This is a genomic window from Nocardioides sp. Z24_21, assembly GCF_058134345.1.
The window spans coordinates 701,142-719,996 of the sequence record NZ_JBYTTH010000002.1; the positions used below are offsets into that span (position 1 = coordinate 701,142).

General features: G+C 74.9%; 18 protein-coding genes. 8 read left to right on the forward strand and 10 right to left on the reverse strand.

The annotated features are described in order from the left end of the window. Window positions 1–2 precede the first annotated feature (2 nt). Entirely contained in the window at window positions 3–683 is a 681-nt protein-coding gene (locus AC3X7Z_RS09755) for an SRPBCC family protein (protein WP_489975792.1), read from the forward strand. A gap of 4 nt (window positions 684–687) precedes the next feature. Here the strand turns inward: AC3X7Z_RS09755 and AC3X7Z_RS09760 are convergent, their stop codons facing one another. Then, window positions 688–1,299 (reverse strand): alpha-ketoglutarate-dependent dioxygenase AlkB, encoded by a 612-nt coding sequence (locus AC3X7Z_RS09760; protein ID WP_489975793.1) that lies wholly within the window; start codon window positions 1,297–1,299, stop codon window positions 688–690. Between the two features lie 119 nt (window positions 1,300–1,418). On the opposite strand from AC3X7Z_RS09760, the gene AC3X7Z_RS09765 reads away from it, so the two are divergent. Continuing rightward, window positions 1,419–2,141, forward strand: a complete 723-nt coding sequence (locus AC3X7Z_RS09765; protein WP_489975794.1) for a GntR family transcriptional regulator — start codon at window positions 1,419–1,421, stop codon at window positions 2,139–2,141. On the opposite strand, the gene AC3X7Z_RS09770 is transcribed toward AC3X7Z_RS09765, so the two are convergent. The 5 genes from AC3X7Z_RS09770 to AC3X7Z_RS09790 are packed head-to-tail and all read right to left on the reverse strand — an operon-like array spanning window position 2,128 to window position 7,847. Next, entirely contained in the window at window positions 2,128–2,712 is a 585-nt protein-coding gene (locus tag AC3X7Z_RS09770) for an HD domain-containing protein (RefSeq protein WP_489975795.1), read from the reverse strand. The genes AC3X7Z_RS09765 and AC3X7Z_RS09770 overlap by 14 nt on opposite strands. Then, window positions 2,709–3,575, reverse strand: coding sequence for an oxygenase MpaB family protein (locus AC3X7Z_RS09775; RefSeq protein ID WP_206054508.1), 867 nt, complete (start codon window positions 3,573–3,575; stop codon window positions 2,709–2,711). Before AC3X7Z_RS09775 ends, AC3X7Z_RS09770 begins: the two co-directional genes overlap by 4 nt. A 41-nt stretch (window positions 3,576–3,616) precedes the next feature. Then, complete coding sequence (locus tag AC3X7Z_RS09780; RefSeq protein ID WP_186342496.1) at window positions 3,617–5,263, reverse strand: DNA repair helicase XPB; 1,647 nt, start codon at window positions 5,261–5,263, stop codon at window positions 3,617–3,619. 19 nt (window positions 5,264–5,282) lie between these two features. Further along, window positions 5,283–5,807 (reverse strand): CGNR zinc finger domain-containing protein, encoded by a 525-nt coding sequence (locus AC3X7Z_RS09785; protein WP_489975796.1) that lies wholly within the window; start codon window positions 5,805–5,807, stop codon window positions 5,283–5,285. Between the two features lie 21 nt (window positions 5,808–5,828). Then, on the reverse strand, window positions 5,829–7,847 hold the full coding sequence (locus AC3X7Z_RS09790; RefSeq protein ID WP_489975797.1) for a helicase-associated domain-containing protein: 2,019 nt from the start codon (window positions 7,845–7,847) through the stop codon (window positions 5,829–5,831). A 320-nt stretch (window positions 7,848–8,167) separates the two neighbouring features. Between AC3X7Z_RS09790 and AC3X7Z_RS09795 the strand changes: the two genes are divergently transcribed. Genes AC3X7Z_RS09795 through AC3X7Z_RS09805 form a run of 3 tightly spaced genes read left to right on the forward strand, consistent with a single transcriptional unit; the run spans window position 8,168 to window position 11,284 of the window. Beyond that, a complete protein-coding gene (locus AC3X7Z_RS09795; RefSeq protein ID WP_186342493.1) occupies window positions 8,168–8,983 on the forward strand; it encodes a PP2C family protein-serine/threonine phosphatase in 816 nt (271 codons plus the stop codon). Beyond that, entirely contained in the window at window positions 8,980–10,161 is a 1,182-nt protein-coding gene (locus AC3X7Z_RS09800; protein ID WP_489975798.1) for an FHA domain-containing protein, read from the forward strand. Before AC3X7Z_RS09795 ends, AC3X7Z_RS09800 begins: the two co-directional genes overlap by 4 nt. Before the next feature lie 10 nt (window positions 10,162–10,171). Further along, window positions 10,172–11,284, forward strand: coding sequence for an RDD family protein (locus tag AC3X7Z_RS09805; protein ID WP_489975799.1), 1,113 nt, complete (start codon window positions 10,172–10,174; stop codon window positions 11,282–11,284). A 34-nt stretch (window positions 11,285–11,318) separates the two neighbouring features. Here the strand turns inward: AC3X7Z_RS09805 and AC3X7Z_RS09810 are convergent, their stop codons facing one another. Next, window positions 11,319–13,433, reverse strand: a complete 2,115-nt coding sequence (locus tag AC3X7Z_RS09810) for a S8 family serine peptidase (protein WP_489975800.1) — start codon at window positions 13,431–13,433, stop codon at window positions 11,319–11,321. Between the two features lie 195 nt (window positions 13,434–13,628). Between AC3X7Z_RS09810 and AC3X7Z_RS09815 the strand changes: the two genes are divergently transcribed. After that, window positions 13,629–14,024, forward strand: coding sequence for a cold-shock protein (locus tag AC3X7Z_RS09815; protein ID WP_186342489.1), 396 nt, complete (start codon window positions 13,629–13,631; stop codon window positions 14,022–14,024). A gap of 31 nt (window positions 14,025–14,055) precedes the next feature. Here the strand turns inward: AC3X7Z_RS09815 and AC3X7Z_RS09820 are convergent, their stop codons facing one another. After that, on the reverse strand, window positions 14,056–15,480 hold the full coding sequence (locus AC3X7Z_RS09820) for an MFS transporter (RefSeq protein WP_241005320.1): 1,425 nt from the start codon (window positions 15,478–15,480) through the stop codon (window positions 14,056–14,058). A gap of 107 nt (window positions 15,481–15,587) precedes the next feature. Between AC3X7Z_RS09820 and AC3X7Z_RS09825 the strand changes: the two genes are divergently transcribed. Then, the gene (locus AC3X7Z_RS09825) at window positions 15,588–16,370 is read left to right on the forward strand and encodes a DUF3027 domain-containing protein (RefSeq protein WP_186342487.1); all 783 of its coding nucleotides are present in this window, start codon (window positions 15,588–15,590) and stop codon (window positions 16,368–16,370) included. Between the two features lie 10 nt (window positions 16,371–16,380). Here AC3X7Z_RS09825 and AC3X7Z_RS09830 read toward each other — a convergent pair whose 3' ends face one another. Both AC3X7Z_RS09830 and AC3X7Z_RS09835 read right to left on the reverse strand, forming a co-directional pair. Beyond that, a complete protein-coding gene (locus AC3X7Z_RS09830; RefSeq protein ID WP_489975801.1) occupies window positions 16,381–16,980 on the reverse strand; it encodes a class I SAM-dependent methyltransferase in 600 nt (199 codons plus the stop codon). Next, window positions 16,977–17,264: a DUF2530 domain-containing protein gene (locus AC3X7Z_RS09835; RefSeq protein ID WP_241005321.1), complete on the reverse strand. Its 288-nt coding sequence runs from the start codon at window positions 17,262–17,264 to the stop codon at window positions 16,977–16,979. The genes AC3X7Z_RS09830 and AC3X7Z_RS09835 overlap by 4 nt, the downstream gene beginning before the upstream one ends. Before the next feature lie 66 nt (window positions 17,265–17,330). Between AC3X7Z_RS09835 and AC3X7Z_RS09840 the strand changes: the two genes are divergently transcribed. After that, complete coding sequence (locus AC3X7Z_RS09840) at window positions 17,331–18,818, forward strand: NCS2 family permease (RefSeq protein WP_489975802.1); 1,488 nt, start codon at window positions 17,331–17,333, stop codon at window positions 18,816–18,818. Window positions 18,819–18,855 lie beyond the last annotated feature (37 nt).

Below are 18,855 nucleotides of genomic sequence, written 5' to 3' on the forward strand. Positions count from 1 at the left end.
GCGTGGAGCTCAGCCACCGCTTCACCGTCCCGATCGGCGTCGAGGAGACCTGGGCGCACTTCAACGACATCGCCTCGGTCGCCGAGTGCTTCCCGGGCGCGCAGGTCACCGAGGCCGACGAGGAGTCGTTCGCCGGCTCGGTGAAGGTCAAGCTCGGCCCGATCGCCCTGCTCTACAACGGCAGCGGCACCTTCGTGGAGAAGGACCCCGCGGCCCACCGCTTCGTCGTCGAGGCCAAGGGCAAGGACAAGCGGGGCAACGGCACCGCCGGCGCGACCGTGACGGTCTCGATGGACGACGCCGGGGGGTCCACCGACGTCTCGGTCGCGACCGACCTGTCGATCACCGGCAAGCCGGCGCAGTTCGGGCGCGGGGTGATGCAGGACGTCTCCGACAAGCTGCTCGGCCAGTTCGTCGCCTGCCTGGAGCAGCGGCTCGCCGAGCCGGAGGTGGCCGAGCCGGCACCAGAGGCGGCGGCCGAGCCGGCTCCCCAGCCGGCGGTGGTGCCACCCGTGCCCCAGGAGCCGGAGCCGGAGCCGGAACCCGAGCCGGAACCCGAGGCGCTCGACCTCGGCAGCACGGTGCTCCCGGTGCTCGCCAGGTCCTACTGGAAGCAGGCGCTCGCGGTGGTCGTCGGCCTGCTGGTGCTGCGCCGGCTGCTCGGCCGGCTGCTCGGGAGGTAGGGGCTCAGAACACGTTGAGCGGGCGGTACTGGACCGAGATCCGCGGCCCGGCGTGGGCGACCTTGGGCACCGCGTGCTCCCACGTGCGCTGGCACGAGCCGCCCATCACCACGAGGTCGCCGTGGCCCATGGTGAGGGCGATCGACGCGCCACCGCCCCGCGGGCGCAGCAGCAGGCGCCGCGGGTCGCCGACGCTGACGATCGCGACCATGGTGTCGGCCGCGCGGCCGCGGCCGATCGTGTCACCGTGCCACGCGACGGAGTCGCGGCCGTCGCGGTAGTAGCAGCAGCCGGCGCTCACGAACGGCTCGCCGAGCTCGGGCAGGTAGTGCTCGCTCAGCTCGGCGCGGGCCTGCGCGAGCGCCGGGTGGGGCAGGGGGTCGGCGGCGAGGTAGGTGTGGACCAGCCGTGGCACGTCGACCACCGCGTCGTACATCTCGCGCCGCTCGGCGCGCCAGGGCACCCGCTCGACGAGGGCGCTGAAGACGTCGTCGGGCGCGGTGAGCCAGTTGCGCTGGACGTCGACCCAAGCGCCGCGGGAGAGCTGGCGGCGCTGGGGGGCGAGCCCCGCGTGCTCGGCGGGGGCGTCGGCGAAGAGGGACGTCTGGAAGTCCACGAGCACGACGATACCCCATGGATCGAACACGCGTTCGAACATCAAGAAATCGTCAAGGCTTCACCGTGGTCTGGCGCAAAGGGGAGACGCCGATCCGGCCCAGTCCTAGCCTGAGACGCATGGATCAAGTGGACCTGGCAGTCCCGCGTCAGCGGGCGCTGAAGCACGTCCAGGTCCGCGAGCACGTGCGGGGCCTGATCGAGGCCCAGCCCCCCGGCTCGGCAGCACCGTCCGAGCGCGAGCTCGTGGCCCGCTTCGGCGTCGCTCGGATGACCGTGCGCCAGGCGCTCGACGCGCTCGTCGCCGAGGGCCTGCTCGAGCGCATCCCGGGACGCGGCACCTTCGTCGCCCAGCCACCCAAGCCCGCGGGGCGGCTCACGTCCTTCACCGAGGAGATCCGCCGACGCGGGATGCTGCCGGAGTCGCAGACGCTGCTCGCCCGCGTGGAGCAGGCCGGGCCCGGCGTGGCCCGCGCCCTCGACATCTCACCCGGCGACCCCGTGCTCCACTGGCGCCGCCTGCGCCGCGCCGACCAGGCCATCGTGTGCGTCGAGGACGCCTACCTCAACGAGGTGCTGCTTCCCGGCTTCCTCCAGCACGGCACCCCGACCAGCCTCTACGAGGCGCTCGCCGCCCGCGGCCTGCGTCCGACCGAGGTCGAGGACTCGATCAGCGCCGACCGGGCCAGTGCCGAGGAGGCGGCGGTCCTCGAGATCACCGAGGGCGACCCGGTGCTGCGCCACGCCCGCCGCGCGGTCTCCGAGGGCCGCATCGTGGAGGTCTCGCGCACCTGCTACCGCCACGACCGGTTCACGGTCTACCTGCAGCTCACCGACCGCTGAGACCGGCGAGCTCCCGCTCCAGGTTGGCCCGGGCGGCGTCCTCCCACAGCTCGCGCGCCTGCGGCGTGGCGAAGAGGTGCGCGCGCCCGACGAGGTCGCGCAGCACCGCCGCCCGGCCGGCGCGGAAGTCGTCGTCGCCGACGTGCGCGAAGTCGGCCCGCACGCCCGCCGCGTAGGAGTCGTAGCGCGCCCGCGGGGCGGCCAGGATGCCCAGGTCGGCGTCGCTGAGCGCCGCGCCGGCACCGTCGCCGGGCCGGGGCCTGTGGTGCACGGTCAGGCGCACCAGCCGGGCCACCTCCCCGGCGTGGGCGGCGGGCAGGGCGCGCTCGGCCCACGCGGCGGAGCGCTCCTCGTCGTCGGGGGCGCCGTCGTAGACCGCGTCGTGGAACCACGCGGCGAGCCGGGTCGTGACGGGGTCGAAGGTGGCGCCCGCCCCGGCGAGGCGGTCGAGCCGGTCGAGCACCTCGTCGAGGTGCAGCAGGTCGTGGTAGCCCGGGCGGTCCCACGCCGCGAGCAGCTCGTCGCGCAGCGCCTCGTGGTGGGGCAGGGGCCAGCGCGCCGCGAGGCTCACCGCGCCGTCGCCGCCTGCAGCTCCCGGGCCTCGGCGTGGCCCGAGGCCATCGCCCACCGGATGGCGCGGGTGGCCGCGGCGCCCAGCACCCGGTTGGTGACGGGCGGCACCGGCGGGAGGCGCAGCTCGCGGCGGGCGTCCGCGGGCAGGAGCCCGATCGCGGCCGTGGCGAGCGAGAGGTAGCCCGGCCGCGCGGCCAGGGGCAGGTCGGGGTGGAGCAGCAGGAAGCGGATCGCCTCCTGGGCGGCCGGGGTGCCGCGGAGCTCGGGACCGTAGGCCGCCAGCGTCGCGCGCAGGTCGTCCTCCGACCGCGGGGCGTCGACGACGCCGAGGTGCTCGGCCGCGACGGCGGCCTGGGCGACGTACAGGTCGCGCTCGGCGCCGACGAGGCGACGGTGGCCGTAGCGGTCGTGCGCGACGAGGAAGCTGTCGATCTCCGCGGCGTGCACCCAGCCGAGCAGGTGGGGGTCGGAGGCGGCGTAGGGCGTGCCGTCGGGCAGGGTGCCGGTCACCGACTCGTGCGCGCGCTGGACGGCGCGGATCATCTGCAGGGCGTCCTGCTCGGCGCCGAACGTCGTCATCGCGATGTAGGTCGACACCTGCGCGAGCCGCCCCCACATGTCGCCGCGGTAGCCCGAGTGGTCGGCCACGCCCTGCATGGCGGCCGGGTGAAGCGACTGCAGCATGATCGCGCGGATGCCGCCGACGAACATCGAGGCGTCGCCGTGGACGCGGCCGATCGGGGAGCCGGGCTCGAACCAGCGCGGTCCGGGCGTGCCGTGCACGCGCCGCCGGTTGCGTGGGCCGTCAGGCCCGGCCACCTTGCGGAAGAGCTCGGCACCGAGGCGGTCGCGAAGGGTCACCCCGCCGAATCTAGCCACGGCCGCGAAAAGCCGGGCCGTCGTCAGGCGTCGGCCGGGAGGTCGCCGGCGTCGACGATCCGGTAGGCGTAGCCCTGCTCGGCGAGGAACCGCTGGCGGTTCTGCGCGAAGTCGGCGTCGACCGTGTCGCGGGACACGATCGTGTAGAAGTGGGCGCTGCGCCCCTCGGTCTTGGGCCGCAGCAGCCGGCCGAGGCGCTGGGCCTCCTCCTGCCGCGAGCCGAACGACCCGCTCACCTGGATCGCCACCTCGGCCGAGGGCAGGTCGATCGAGAAGTTGGCGACCTTGCTCACGACGAGCAGCCCGATCTCACCGGAGCGGAACGCGTTGAAGAGCCGCTGTCGCTCCTTGACCGGCGTCTCGCCCTTGATCACGGGGGCGTCGAGCATCTCGGCGAGCTCGTCGAGCTGGTCGATGTACTGCCCGATCACCAGGGTCGGCTGGCCCGCGTGCTGGTGCACCAGGCGGCGTACGACGTCGAGCTTGGCGTGGGTGCACGAGGCGAGGCGGTAGCGGGTGTCGGGGTCGCTCGTCGCGTAGGCCAGCCGCTCGCCGTCGGGGAGGCTGACCCGCACCTCGACGCAGTCGGCCGGCGCGATCCAGCCCTGCGCCTCGATGTCCTTCCAGGGGGCGTCGTAGCGCTTGGGCCCGATGAGCGAGAAGACCTCGCCCTCGCGGCCGTCCTCGCGCACCAGCGTCGCGGTGAGGCCGAGGCGGCGACGCGCCTGCAGGTCGGCGGTCATCCGGAAGATCGGCGCCGGCAGCAGGTGCACCTCGTCGTAGACGATGAGGCCCCAGTCGCGGGCGTCCAGCAGCTCGAGGTGCGGGTAGACGCCCTTCCGCCTGGTGGTCAGGACCTGGTAGGTCGCGATGGTGACCGGGCGGACCTCCTTCACCGAGCCGGAGTACTCGCCGATCTCGTCGGCGGTGAGCGAGGTGCGCGCGACGAGCTCGTCCTTCCACTGCCGCGCGCTGACGGTGTTGGTGACGAGGATGAGCGTGGTCGCCCGCGCCTGCGCCATCGAGGCCGCGCCGACGATGGTCTTGCCCGCGCCGCAGGGCAGCACGACGACGCCGGAGCCGCCGTCCCAGAACGACTCGGCCGCCTCGCGCTGGTAGGGCCGCAGGGTCCAGCCGTCCTCGGCGAGGTCGATGTCGTGCGCCTCGCCGTCGACGTAGCCGGCGAAGTCCTCGGCCGGCCAGCCGAGCTTGAGCAGCGCCTGCTTGAGGTTGCCGCGCTCGCTGGGGTGGACCGCGACGCTGTCGTCGTCGATCCGGGCGCCGATCATCCCGGCGACCTTCTTGGCGCGCAGCACCTCCTCCAGCACGGGCCGGTCGGTGGACGACAGCACCAGGCCGTGGACGGGGTGCTTCTCCAGGCGGAGCCGGCCGTAGCGGCCCATCGTCTCGGCCACGTCGACCAGGAGCGCGTGCGGCACGGCGTAGCGCGACCAGGTCAGCAGGGCGTCGACGACCTGCTCGGCGTCGTGACCGGCGGCGCGCGCGTTCCAGAGCCCGAGCGGGGTGAGCCGGTAGGTGTGGATGTGCTCGGGGGAGCGCTCGAGCTCGGCGAAGGGCGCGATCGCCTTGCGCGCCTCGGCGGCCGACGGGTGGTCGACCTCGAGCAGCAGCGTCTTGTCGGACTGGACGATGAGGGGACCGTCGTTCATCGGTGGCCTCGCGACCGGCTCATCCGGCGGCGGCCTTCTGGCGGGCGCGGAACGCGGCGACGTTGGCCCGCGACGAGCACCGGTCCGAGCAGTAGCGGCGCGACTGGTTGGGCGAGGTGTCGACGTAGACGTGGTCGCAGCGGGGCTCCGAGCAGGTGCCGAGCCGGGTCGCGCCCAGGTCGCAGACCAAGGTGGCCAGGCCCATCAGCGCCTCGCCGATGAGCAGCTCGGCGACCGACGCGGCACGGTTGGCGACGTGCATGTGGAGGTTGCCGGGGTCGTGGTCGGAGATCATCGGCGTCACCGGGTGCTGGGCGAGCAGGGCGTTGAGCGAGCTCACCACCAGCCGCACGTCGTCGACGTCGGAGGCCTCGAAGACCGGGCGCAGCTCGGCCTGGAACGCCTGCACGGACTCCACGTCGCCGGCGACCAGCGAGCGGTGCAGCCACGAGCGGTCGGCCAGGTGCTCGCGCAGCGCCTCCTCGTCGGGCAGCTCGGCGTTGACGAGCGCGGCAGCACGCTCGGCGTACCGGATGAAGTCCATGGTCCCAGTCTACGGACGCGATCACGCGGTGCGGACGCGTGTGATGCGGTGCACGGCGAACTCCCGCACGTCGTCGGCGCGGTGGTCGTAGGCCGAGAGCCGGCCGCCGTCGAGGCGTCGCGGGTCGACGACCCGCTCGCCGGTGGCGCCGTGGCTGTCGACGTAGCCGATGACGACCGTGCTGCCCGACTCGATCGCCTCGCGGAGCGCCGCCAGCGCCCCCGACGGCGTCGTCGTCGCCTCGGCGCTGCGCGGCCGGGACGACTCGGCCCGGTCGCCGGCACGGATGGCGGTCGCGACGGCCTGGACCTGCGCGGCCTGGCGCGCCTCGACCGCACCGGCGGGACGACGCCCGCGGCGCGCGCGGGCGCGCTGCAGGTCGGGTCGGCTCACCCGCACGGTGCCGTCGGCGGCCTCCACGACGGGCGCGGCGCCGAGCTCGCGCAGCCGCGGCAGGAGGACGTCGAGGGGGGACGTGGCGATCGCGACCGTCGGCGCGAGCAGGCGCAGGCCCAGGCTCCGCCCGCGCGGGTCGTGCACGAGTGCGGCCAGCGCCGCCTCGTCGTCGGCGCGCAGGAACGCCTCCGCGTGGCCGACGCGCACGCTGCCGAAGGTGCGCGCGACGTCGTCGACGAGGAACTCCAGTGGCTGCGGCACGGACGTCTGCGACACCGAGGTCAGGAAGTCGCGCACCTCCGCGCTGGACCACCCGGCATCGAAGCCGCGCCGCAGCGAGCCGGGGCTGAAGCGGTAGACGGTGGCGCCTCCCCGGGACTCGACGTCGGCGAGCAGGTGCAGCCGGCGGGCGACCTCGGTCTCGAGCGGGCCGGGCGCGACCGCGGTGAGGTCGGCCTGCAGCAGCACGTGGTCGACGGGCCGGGGCAGGTGGGGGTCGATCGCCGCGGCGGCCGCGGGAAGGTCGCCGGCCGCCACGTGCCGCCCGCTGGGCGGCAGCCCGCCCGCGCCGCTCACCCCGAGCGCGGCCGCCTCGGCCAGGGCGGCGGCGACCAGGTCGGAGAAGATCGTGGGCCGGCGCGGGCGCAGCCAGCCGATGCGCTGCACGAGCGAGGCGACGCCGGTGCCGACCGCCAGCACCTCGCCCTCGGGCACCTCGGCCAGCACCCGCAGGGCGAGCCGGCGCGCCTCCTCGGCGAGCCCGCTGGAGAGCTCGGGCGCGAGCGCGTTCCAGGCCTTGCCCGCCGCGTCGCGCGATCCCACGAGCGACGGCATCCGGCTGCTGGCCAGCCAGCCGCCGACCAGTCGGGCCCACCGCTCCGGCATCGGCAGGCCGGACCAGACGTCGAACTCGTCGGTCGGCAGCCACGCGGGGGTGCCGTCGCGGTCGGCCGCCTCGGCGACCAGGCCGGCCGCCAGGGCGACCTCGACGATCAGCGCGGCCCCGGCCTCGTCGACGTGGAGCTCACGCGCCACTGACTTGAGGTCGCGGACCGCCAGCCCGCCGCTGCGCAGGACGCTCGGCGGCTGCACGCCCCAGTGGTCGAGCAGCAGCTCGACGCGGCGGACGACGTCGAACGCCGCGCCGGCCGCGGTCCGTGCCACCAGGGCAGGGTCGCGGGGCGAGGTGGCGAGCACCGGCACGTCGTCCACCGGCTCGCGGGTGGTCCTGCCCCCGCGCAGCGCCAGGCCGACCTCGCCCGGCAGCACGACCGCGGCGCCCTCGCGGGGCACGAGCAGGCGCCGGCTCAGGAGCTCCTCGGCCGGCGAGCGGGCGTCGGCGGGGGAGGCGGTGCGGCGCGCCGAGCCGGTCGTGGCCTCACCTCCGTGCTCGTCGACGTGGTGCAGCAGCGCCGTCGCGGCCGGGGACAGCTCGGCGATCCGGGCGGCCACCTCGGCGGGGCTCGCCGGGTCGGGGCTCGAGGGCCGCAGGCCGCTGACCAGGCCGGGCATCCCGCGCATCGCGTCGGCCACGCCGGTGAGGGCGCGCACGCCGCCCGGTCCCTCCCAGGCCAGCGCCAGGTCGAGCAGTCGCTGCAGCGCCGCCGCCGTGCGCGCCTCGTCGGCGTTGACGATCGAGATCACGTCCGCCGAAGTGGTTTGACCTGCAACCAGAAGGGCATCAAGGACGAACAGCTCGAGTCGGTCCAGGCCGTCGAGGGCGCGGTGGATCGACGAACGAGTGGCAGCTCGCGAGGCCAGCTGCGAGGAATCCTGAGGGGCGGGTGTGGCGAGATCCGGACGGGCCCTGAGCAGCGCCACGAGACGCTCGTCGGGCCAGCTGCGCAGCTGGTCGGCGAGGGTACGTGCGGGTGTCGCCCGCTCTGAGCTGGACATCCCTTCTACGCTACTCGCCGGGTCGGCACCGCGGCCCCACATCTCGAGACGGGGCGAAGAGGGCCGACATGCTGGACGTTGATCTGCACCACGGGGCGTCGACGGACGTCGGGCGGGTGCGCAAGGTCAACGAGGACTCCTACCTCGTCGCGCCGCCCGTCTTCGTCGTCGCCGACGGCATGGGCGGCCACGCGGGCGGTGACGTCGCGAGCCAGATCGTGGTCGAGGAGTTCCAGAGGCTGGCCGAGGCCTACGACCCGCGCCGCGGCGCCGAGCTCGTGTCCGCGGCCTTCGCGCGGGCCCAGTCGCGGATCGTCGACTACGGCGACGCGCACCGCGCGCTCCACCCCGGCTGGCACGCCGGCACCACCGCCGTCGTGGCCGTGCTCGTCGACGACGCCGGGGTCACCAAGTGGCTCCTGGCCAACCTCGGCGACTCCCGGATCTACCGCATCGTCGACGGTCGCCTCGACCAGGTCAGCGTCGACCACTCGGTGGTGCAGGAGCTCATCGACGCCGGGCACATCACCGCCGAGCAGGCCTCGGTCCATCCCGAGCGACACGTCATCACCCGGGCGCTGGGCAGCCCCGAGGGGATCCGGCCCGACTTCTTCCTCCTGCCCCTCGGCTCGGTCGAGCGTCTCCTGCTGTGCAGCGACGGGGTGACCGGGATGATCGAGGACACGGAGATCGAGGGGATCCTCGACTCCGTCGACGACCCACGCGACGCCGCCGACACGCTGGTGCGGGCAGCCGTGGCGGCCGGGGGTCGCGACAACGCCACGGCGGTCGTCGTCGATGTGGTGGGATTGGTCAAGGACGCGACCTACGACTCCCAGCGCCAGCTGCAGAGTCTTGAATCCAAGCTGGGGGGACGACAGTGAGCACTGAGGCCAGGTTCGCACCGGGGGACTGGTACGCCGTGGTGGGAGACCGGGTGACGGTCCTGCTGCCGGGCAGCCAGCGCGGGCGCGTGGCCGGGCTGTGGGACCTCGCAGACTCCGGGGCCGGCGCCGACGCGCTGCTCGACGAGCTGCTCGCCGCCGGGCTCTCCTCGCTCGACCACTTCGCCCTCGTCGCCCACAGCGACGACGCGACGCGCCTGATCGTGCGCGGCGCGCCCACCGCGACGGTCGCCTCGGCCGGCGAGGACGAGATCGTGACGGCCGCACCCGGCGCCACCTGGGCCGAGCGGGTGCTCCCCGGGATCACCAGCGTGCGGGTCACCCTCACCGGCGAGGGCTCCGCCGACCACCCCCTCACCGCCGGGCTGGCCCGCGTGTCGGTGGTCGAGTTCGGTGCGCCGTCACCCGCCGAGGAGCCGGTCGCCGCCCCCGCACAGGAGCCCGACGTCGAGCAGCCTGCGCCCCTCGCCCCTGAGCTCCCCGTCCAGCCCGAGCCTCCCGCCGAGCAACCGGTCGAGCCCGCGGCGCCCGCCGAGCAACCGGTCGAGCCCGCGGCGCCCGCCGAGCCCCGTGTCGAGCCCGCCGCTCCCGCCGCTCCCGCCGGTGACCTCCTCGCGTCTCCCGCCGCCGGGGCGCCGATGGAGTTCGGCGCTCCGGGCGACGACCCGACGCCCACCGGCGAGACCCCCGTCGTGGCCGACGACTGGTCCGACCGCGACGGCCAGACGCAGGCCGGGGACCGGGTCGCCGACTTCGACCGTCCGCCCGTCCCGGGCCAGGAGATGGCTCCCGACGTCGTCGCACAGCCCGTCGCCTCGCTGGTCTTCTCCACCGGCGACGTCGTGGCCGTCGACCGCACCGTGCTGGTGGGCCGCGCCCCCGAGGCGCGGCGCTTTCCCTCCCACGAGCTGCCGCACGTCGTCACCGTGCCCAGCCCCCACCAGGAGATCTCCTCGACCCACCTCGAGATCCGCCCGGGTGCGGGGGCCGACCACGGCTCCGCGATCGCGACCGACCTGGGCTCCACCAACGGCACCGTCCTCGCCCAGCCCGGTCTCGACCCCGAGGACCTCAAGCCCGGCATCGCCGTCAGCCTGATCCCCGGCGCCGTCCTCGACCTCGGCGACGGTGTCACCATCCAGGTGACGAACCCCTGAGCAGCGCCCCGTGACCCACCACCCCCACTCCCTGACCTACCCCGTCGCCGAGCTCGACCGACGCTTCGTCGCGTTCGCGATCGACCGGCTCCTCGCCTGGGGCCTCATCGCCGCCGTCGGCGTCGTGACCGCGCTCGTGGTCTCCGACGACCCGTGGACGGTGGTGGGCGCGGTCGCCGGCGCGACCGCGCTGCTGTGGCTCGTCCAGGCGGTGGTGCTCGGCGTCAGCGGCACCTCGCCCGGCAAGGCGCTCACCGGGCTCCGGGTGGTGCACCACGGCACCGGCACCCCGATCGGCGTCGGGCCGGCCCTCCTGCGCCAGCTCGTGCTGGGGGCGGCCGGGCTCCCGACGTTCGGCATCGGCGTGGCCACCCTGGCCTGGACGGCCGTGGAGGACCGCGGCCGGCAGCGCCGTGGCTGGCACGACCACCTGGCGCACACCGTGGTGGTCGACGTACGCCCGGCCGACGAGGCCGACGACGCGTCGGTCCAGGAGGCCCCGCGCCACATCGTCAACCTCACCGCGATGCGACTGGTGCCGGCTCCGCCGGTGGAGCCGGTGCGCACGCCGGAGCGACCCGAGCACTCGACGCGCCGCCCTGCGCTCCCCGCCGACCCGACCGCCCTCGCCCCCGCCCACCGGTCCCAGTCCCAGCCGCAGCAGCCCCAGCCGGTGCAGCAGGCGCGGTCCGCGCCGCCGCAGTGGGCGCCGGCCCCGGGCCAGCCCGCCCAGCAGCCGGTCCCGGTGCCGCCCCGGCCGCCCGCCGCCGCGGCGATGCCGCCGGCCCCCGCGCGCTGGCGGGTGCACTTCGACAACGGCGAGAGCTTCGTGATCGCCGGGCTCGCGCTGGTCGGGCGTCGTCCCGAGCCGCGAGCGGGCGAGCAGGTGGCCCACCTGGTCCCGCTGTCCTCGGCCGACATGTCGGTCTCCAAGACGCACGCCCAGTTCGGCCCGGCATCCGACGGCACGCTCGTCGTCATGGACCGGGGGTCCACCAACGGCACGGTGCTCGTGCGCCAGGGTGTCTCGCGCCAGCTCGCCCCGGGCAAGCCCGCCGCGCTCGTCGACGGCGACAAGGTCGTCTACGGCGACCGCGAGATGGTCGTCTCCCGGGAGGGCTGAGCCCGTCCCCGCCGTCGTCGCCGCAGGCGGTGCGTCAGCGGGTCAGGGCGACCGGCACGCGGGTCACGCCCCCACGGGCGCCGCGCCACACGAGCATGCCGTCGTCGAGCTGGCCCGGCGTGACCGGCCCGGTGACGGTGACGGTGAAGTCGGCCGACTCGCCGGGGGCGAGGCGTACGGCGAGCGGCTGCACGCGCACGCGGTGGGAGGAGAAGCCGCGGGCCGTCACCGAGAAGTACTCCGGGCGGGTGCCGATGTTGGTCACCGTGCGCACCGCGCGCTGGCGACGCGCCGGCATCAGCACCGAGCTGGTGTTGAGCCGCGCGAGCAGGTGGCGGCGCAGCGCACGACGCCACTCCTGCGGTGCGACGTCGAGGGCGAGGTGGGCGGTCGGCGCCTGGCTGGGGAGGGCGCCGGTGCCCTGCGCGAGCGGGGAGGCGCCCGGGACGGGACGGGCCGACGTCACGAGCAGCGACCGGACGACCGCTGCCGACCGCTCGGGGTGCCGGGCCCGCACCAGCGCCGCGAGGCCGGCGGCGTGCGCGGTGGCGGCGGAGCTGCCGCTGAAGACGCCCCAGCTGCGGCCGGTGGACTCCGGCAGCGCGCCCAGCACGGCATCGCCGTCGGCGACGGCGTCGGGCTTGAGGGTGACGCCGCGCGGGTCACCCGAGGCGCTCCACCGGGCTGTGCGGCGGGTGCCGGGCCGTCCGGCGTCGCGCGCCATGCTCACCCGGGCGTCGGGGTGCCGGGCCACCCACCGGCTGAACGAGCGCCCCGCCCGCGCGGGGAGGTGGACGGTCGGCACGGCATGGAGGTCGGCGGTGATCGCGCCGGGACGCCGGTTGACGAGCACCATCGCCCGACCTCCGGCCTGCGCGACCGACTCGGACTTGTCGATGCGGCCGATGGCGCCGCGCTCGCACACCACGATCCGGTCGGCCACGAGGCGTGAGTCGAGGGCGCCGAGGCGGCACTGGGCGGCCGCCCGGCGCGACACGTCCGGGGCTGCCGCGCGCCGCGCGAGGACGGCGCGCGCGCTCACCCGGGAGGGCCGGCCGCCGCCGGTCCAGGAGCGGCCGTCGGGCAGCGTGACCCGGCCGCGGGACATCCGGCCCACCGCGGAGCCGACCGTCGTCACCCACGGCCCTGCGTGGGCGGCGTAGGCCGAGCCGCCGGTGTTGCCGGAGGCGCCGACGACCACGATGTCGGCCTCGGCGGCGCCCAGGAGCGCGAGCTGGAGGATGTCGATGCCCTCCCCGCCGGACAGGGCGAGGCTGAGCACGTCGACGCCGTCGGCCACGGCGGCGTCGACCGCGGAGACCACGTCGGCGGTGGAGCAGCCGTCGTCGGCGGGGTCGGGCGCGCCCCAGCAGGCCTTGTAGGCGGCGATCCGCGCCTGCGGGGCGACCCCGCCGAAGAAGCCGGCGTCCCGCTGGTCGACCCGGACGCTGACGCCGGCGTTGCCGGCCGCGACGGAGGAGACCTGCGTGCCGTGACCGAGGGTGTCGAGGGCCGAGAGCGACTCAGAGGTGCGCACCCGGTCGGCGCCGAAGCCGTCGACGTACCACCGCGCGCCGACGATCTTGCGGGTGCAGTCGTCGGCGCTCCAGCCCTGGCCCTCGACGCACGCGCCGGCGAAGGCCTCGGGGTCGGCGCCGAGCCCGGGGACCTCGGCGAAGGCGGGTGACTGCGGTGCGATGCCCGAGTCGACGACACCCACCACGACACCGGCCCCGCCGCGCAGGCGCGGGCTGGCGGCAGCGGCGCGGACGGCGGCCAGCGACGTGCGCCCGGCCATCGGCCGGATCGTGTCGGGCTCGACCGACGCCACCGCGGGCTGGTCGTCGAGAGCGGTCAGCTGCTGCTCCGTCAGCCGCACGGCGAACCCGTTGAGGGCCGTGGTCCAGCGGTAGACCGGTGCGCCTGCCCCGACGGCGGCGAGGACGGCGTCCTGCTCGGCGAGGAGGTCCGGCGCCTCGGCCCGGCCGGCGGACGTGCCGGCGCCCGCCAGGGTGACGAGCGTGAGCTCGCCGGTGGTGGAGGTGGCGGCGGTGGCGTCGTCGGCGAGGGCGGTGCCGTGGGCGGCGATCCCGGCGCCGAGCGCGAGCACGGCGCAGCCGATGATCCGTCCTGCCCGTCGTGCCCGCACGTGTCCTCCCGCTCCGCGACGTGGCCCCCGCCCCCAGCGCGGTGAGCCCCCGAGCGTCCCATGGTTCCAGCAGACATGTCACCAGATCACAGGCCCCCCGACAACCAGGTGGGCGCGACTCGTCGCCGCCCCCTATCCTGTGCCGGGCCGCGTGGCACCACGTGGCTCCGGACGTCGAGCTGAGTGGGGTGGACCGTGCCGACTGGCAAGGTGAAGTGGTACGACGCGGAGAAGGGCTTCGGCTTCCTGTCGCAGGAGAGCGGCCCGGACGTCTACGTCCACGCCGACGCCCTGCCCGAGGGCACCACCTCCCTCAAGGCGGGCACCAAGGTCGAGTTCGGCATCGCCCAGGGTCGCCGCGGCGACCAGGCCCTGCAGGTGCGGGTGCTCGACGCACCCGCCTCCGTCGCGCGCAACCAGCGCAACGCCCAGCGCAAGCGGCCCGAGGACATGGTCACCATCGTCGAGGACCTCATCAAGATGCTCGAGGGCGTCGAGGAGACCTACCGCCGCGGTCGGCACCCCGAGCGCGCGGCCGCCCGCGGCACCGCCAAGGTGCTCCGGGCCCTCGCCGACGAGCTCGACGCCTGACCGGGCACCGACCCCCGCCCCGGGGGTCCGCTCAGGCGCGGGCCGGCTCGGTGCGTGCGGGCCGGCTGAGCAGCACGAACGTCGCCCACGCCCCCAGCACGCCGGCCGCGATGCCCAGGCCGAGCTGCGGCATCAGCGGCATGGCGATGCCGACGAAGCCGCCGATCACCCACGCCAGCTGCAGCGTGGTGTCGGAGCGCGCGAACGCGCTCGCCTGGATGCGGCTGGGGATGTCGCGCTGGATGGTCGAGTCGAGCGACAGCTTGGCCAGCGACTGGGCGAGGCCCGCGGTCAGCCCGAGCAGCACCAGCGTCACCACCCCGTAGAACAGCGCGGCCAGCGTGGCCACCACGGCGTCGGCCAGCAGGGCGAGCACCACGGTCATCGCCGGGTTGAGGCGGCGCAGCAGCGACCCGATCGTGATGCCGAGCGTGTTGCCGAGGCCGGCCCCGCCGATCACCAGGGCGAGCAGGACCTCCGGTCTCCACTCGCCGATCGGGTTGTCGCGCAGCAGGAACGCCATGAACATCGTGAGGAACCCCGAGAGCCACCGGGGCCCGCAGTTGGCCCGCAGCGCGAACGCCACGGCGGCCGGGATGCGGGTGCGCGGCCGGTGCCCCGTGTGGTCCTCGTCGGCGGAGCCGGTGAGCACCATCTCGCCCTCGCCGTGGCTGGCGTCGACCTTCTCGGGCAGCCGGATGGCCCAGATCGTGGCGAGGACGAAGATCACGAAGCCGTAGCGCAGCGACCACTCCGGGCCGAAGGTGGAGGCGAGGATCGCCAGCGGTGCCGACACGCCGGCGCCGACCACGCCGGCGAGGGAGACCCGGGCGTTGGCCTTGACCAGCGTCAGGTCGGGGGGCAGCAGCCGCGGGACGGCGGCCGCCCGGGTCACGCCGTAGGCCTTGGACGCGACGAGGCAGCCGAGCGCGGCCGGGAACAGCCACGCCGACTCGGTGACGACCGCGGTCGCGAGCACCCAGCAGAGGAAGCCGCGGATGGCCATCGTCGCGCCGACCGCCCACCGGCGGCCGTGGCTGAAGCGGTCCAGGAACGGGCCGATGAGCGGCGCGACGATGGCGAAGGGCAGCATCGTCAGGCCGAGGAACAGCGCGACCTGGCCGCGTGCCTCGCCGGTGGGCACCTGGAAGAACAGCGTGCCGGCGAGCGAGATCGCCACCGCTGCATCGCCGGCGGCGTTGAACGCGTGCAGCTCGATGAGGCGGGAGAGCCCCGAGTCGCCGGCGCCCTCGGCGCGGGCGGCGCGCCGCGCCTGGGCGACCGCGAAGTGGCCGGCGCTGCCTGCGCCCCGCCCGACGACGCGGGCGCCGTGGCCGACGGCCCGCACGCCCCGGGCAGCGCCGGTGAGCGAGCGGCGCACGGTCCCGCGGCGGGCCGGGCCCGAAGCGTCCGCGGTCCGCGGTCCCGTGGCGGGGTCGGGGCGCTCGGACGTCACGGGACCATCTTGGCCTACCCGTCCGACGCCCGTGCCCGACATCCCGGTCCTGTCCCAGCGCACGTCCCGACGGGACAGGACAGCCGATCGTTTGCGATGATGCACCGGTGATCGCTCTCCCCACCCGCGCCGGCAAGGCCGACTCGGTCCTCGCCAAGGCCGTCGAGCTCGCCCGCAGCGTCGTCCTCGAGGTCGCCGACCCGACCGACGTGGGCGACCACCTCGGCGCGCGCGCCGAGGGGGAGCGCGTGGTCACCCACCACTTCGCCTGCCTGCGCGCCGGCTACCCCGGCTGGTACTGGTCGGTCACCCTCACCCGTGCCAAGCGCGGCAAGGACATCACCGTCAACGAGGTCGTGCTGCTGCCCGGCGACGACGCCATCGTGGCGCCGCCGTGGGTGCCCTACAAGGAGCGCCTCCAGCCCGGCGACCTGTCCCCGGGCGACCTGCTGCCCGTCGAGGACGAGGACGCCCGCCTGGTCCCGACCTACCTGGTGGGCGACGACCCGCTCGACGCCGACGACCGCGCGCAGGTGCGCCGGGTGGCCGACGACCTCGGCCTCGGGCGGGTGCGCACCCTGAGCCGTGAGGGCATCGACATGGCCGCCGAGCGCTGGTACGCCGGCCCGGGTGGTCCCGACTCGCCGCTGGCGAAGGGCGCCCCGGAGACCTGCTGGTCGTGCGGCTTCCTGGTGCGGCTCAGCGGCTCGCTGGCCGACCGGTTCGGCGTGTGCGCCAACGGCAACGCCAACGACGACGGCCGGGTCGTGACCTTCGACCACGGCTGCGGCGCCCACTCCGAGGTCAAGCTCGCGCGCAAGCAGCAGCCGATCCCGATGCCCGACCACGTCTTCGACACGCTGCTCGACGACGACCTCGAGCCGATCTGACCGGTCGGGCTCAGGCCCTGGCCAGCACCCACACCGCGTAGTCGTCGACCGGCTCGTGCAGCTCGTAGCTGCCGAAGCGGTGCACCACCCGCAGCCCCGCCGCCTCGGCGTCGGCGACGAACTCGTCTGCCGGGTAGGTGCGGCTCCCGGCCTTGACCGCCTCGAGGTGGAAGCCGACGAGCGCCCGCCCGGTGAGGGCGAGCAGGTCGCGGACCCGCTCGAGCACGCTGCGCTCGGTGCCCTCGGCGAGGAAGATCATCACGTTGCCGACGAGCACGGCGAGGTCGAACGTGCCGAGCTCGGCCGGGTCGAGCGCCAGCGCGTCGTGGGGGAGGACCTCGAGGTCGGCGTACGTCGCCCGTGACTGCTCGCGCAGCGCGGCGTCGGGCTCCGTCGCGACGACGTGGTGGCCCCGCGCGGCGAGCGCGGCCGCCACCCGGCCCATGCCCGAGCCGATGTCGATGATCCTGGCCTCGCGCGCGACGAGGGCGTCGGCCAGCCTGGCCTCGCCCTCCACGTCGGCGCCGCGGGCCACGATGTCGGCGAAGTGGCGGCCGTAGCCGCGGTTGTCCTCGCCGGCGAGCTCCCAGCGGGTCGGGGGCAGCGTCACGCCCGGTCCTGCCTCGAGGCGCGCTCCCTGCGCCGGCGCCGGCAGTACTCCAGCCCGCACAGTCCCAGCCCGAAGCCGGCCAGGCAGGTCCACAGCCACCAGGTGCGCCCGCTGTCCTCGAGGGCACCCCAGAAGGGCAGCAGGCCCAGGAACCCGAGCAGCCACAGGACCGTGCCGACCTCCGTCGTGCGGACGCCGTCGACGTCGAGCGGCTCGACCGGCGCGACGACGTAGGTCCGCCTGCCGATCTCGTGCCGCATCGGCTGCTCGTCACCCAGGTCCACGCCTCCACGCTACACGCGGCGGACACTCCCCCCGAGGGCGGCGCAGACGTGCCACACTGCGGTTTCGTGAGCGAGAAGACGCAGACAGCACCGCGGCGGCCGCAGGGCTCCGGCCTCGACGGGTTCTTCCAGATCACCGAGCGCGGATCCACTGTCGGTCGCGAGGTCCGCGGCGGTGTCGTGACCTTCTTGACGATGGCCTACATCATCGTGCTCAACCCGCTCATCCTCGGCTACGCGCCCGACTCGACCGGCGCCTTCCTCGGCGGCGGCGCCGAGCCGGGCAGCGGCATCGCGGCCATCGCGGCCGGCACCGCGCTGGTCGCCGGCGTGCTCACCATCGCGATGGGCGGGTTCGCCAACTTCCCGCTCGCTCTCGCGACCGGCCTGGGGCTCAACGCGTTCGTGGCCAACACGATCGCCCGCGAGACCACCTGGGGTGCGGCGATGGGCCTGGTCGTTCTCGAGGGCATCGTGATCCTGGCGCTGGTGCTCACCGGCTTCCGCAAGGCGGTCTTCCACGCCGTGCCTCAGCAGCTCAAGGTGGCGATCTCGGTCGGGATCGGCCTGTTCATCGCGCTCATCGGGTTCGTCGACGCCCGCGTCGTGACCCGCGTCCCCGATGCCTTCAACACGAGCGTGCCGGTCCAGCTCGGTCCGGACGGCCACCTCGGCGGCTGGCCGGTGCTGGTCTTCTGCCTGGGGCTGGCCCTGATGGTCGCGCTGTGGGTGCGCAAGGTGCGCGGGGCCATCCTGATCTCGATCGTCCTCACGAGCGTGGTCGCGGTCGTGGTCGAGGCGATCGGCGACCTGGGTAAAGTCTCGGCGGGAAACCCGAAGGGCTGGGCGCTCAGCGTGCCCACGCTGAGCGGCGACGTGGTGGCGCTGCCGTCCTTCGACACCCTCGGCGAGGTCGACCTCTTCGGAGCCTTCGACGACACCGGCACGGGGATCCTGGCCGCGCTGCTCCTGATCTTCTCCCTGATGCTGGCCGACTTCTTCGACACGATGGGCACGATGACCGCCATCGGCGCCGAGGCCGGCCTCAATGACGAGCACGGCACGCCGCCGCACGCGCAGCGCATCCTGGTCGTCGACTCGGTAGCCGCGATCGCCGGCGGTGCCGCCGGGGTCTCGTCCAACACCTCCTACATCGAGAGCGCCTCGGGCGTCGGCGAGGGCGCCCGCACCGGCCTGGCCGCCGTCGTCACCGGCGCGCTCTTCCTGCTCGCCACCTTCTTCACCCCCCTCGTCTCGGCCATCCCGTCCGAGGCCGCCGTCCCGGCGCTGGTGCTGGTGGGCTTCTTGATGATGCAGCAGGTCTCCGAGATCGACTGGCGCGACCTCGAGGTGGCGATCCCCGCGTTCCTCACCGTCGTCCTGATGCCCTTCACCTACTCGATCTCGGTCGGCATCGGCGCGGGCTTCGTGGCCTACGTGTTCATCAAGGTGGTCCTCGGCAAGGCGCGGGCCGTCCACCCGCTCATGTGGCTCGTCGCCGGGCTCTTCGTCGTCTACTTCGCCTACACGCCGATCGACCGCCTGCTGTCCTGACCCGAGTCCCGGGACTCCCCGCCCTCCGGGGAGGGGT

What these genes read in the sequence shown, in the direction of transcription:
- AC3X7Z_RS09795 (WP_186342493.1), top strand. Translation starts at nt 8,168, where the DNA reads ATGCTGGACGTTGATCTGCACCACGGGGCGTCGACGGACGTCGGGCGG.
- AC3X7Z_RS09765 (WP_489975794.1), top strand. Translation starts at nt 1,419, where the DNA reads ATGGATCAAGTGGACCTGGCAGTCCCGCGTCAGCGGGCGCTGAAGCAC.
- AC3X7Z_RS09780 (WP_186342496.1), bottom strand. Translation starts at nt 5,263, where the DNA reads ATGAACGACGGTCCCCTCATCGTCCAGTCCGACAAGACGCTGCTGCTC.
- AC3X7Z_RS09785 (WP_489975796.1), bottom strand. Translation starts at nt 5,807, where the DNA reads ATGGACTTCATCCGGTACGCCGAGCGTGCTGCCGCGCTCGTCAACGCC.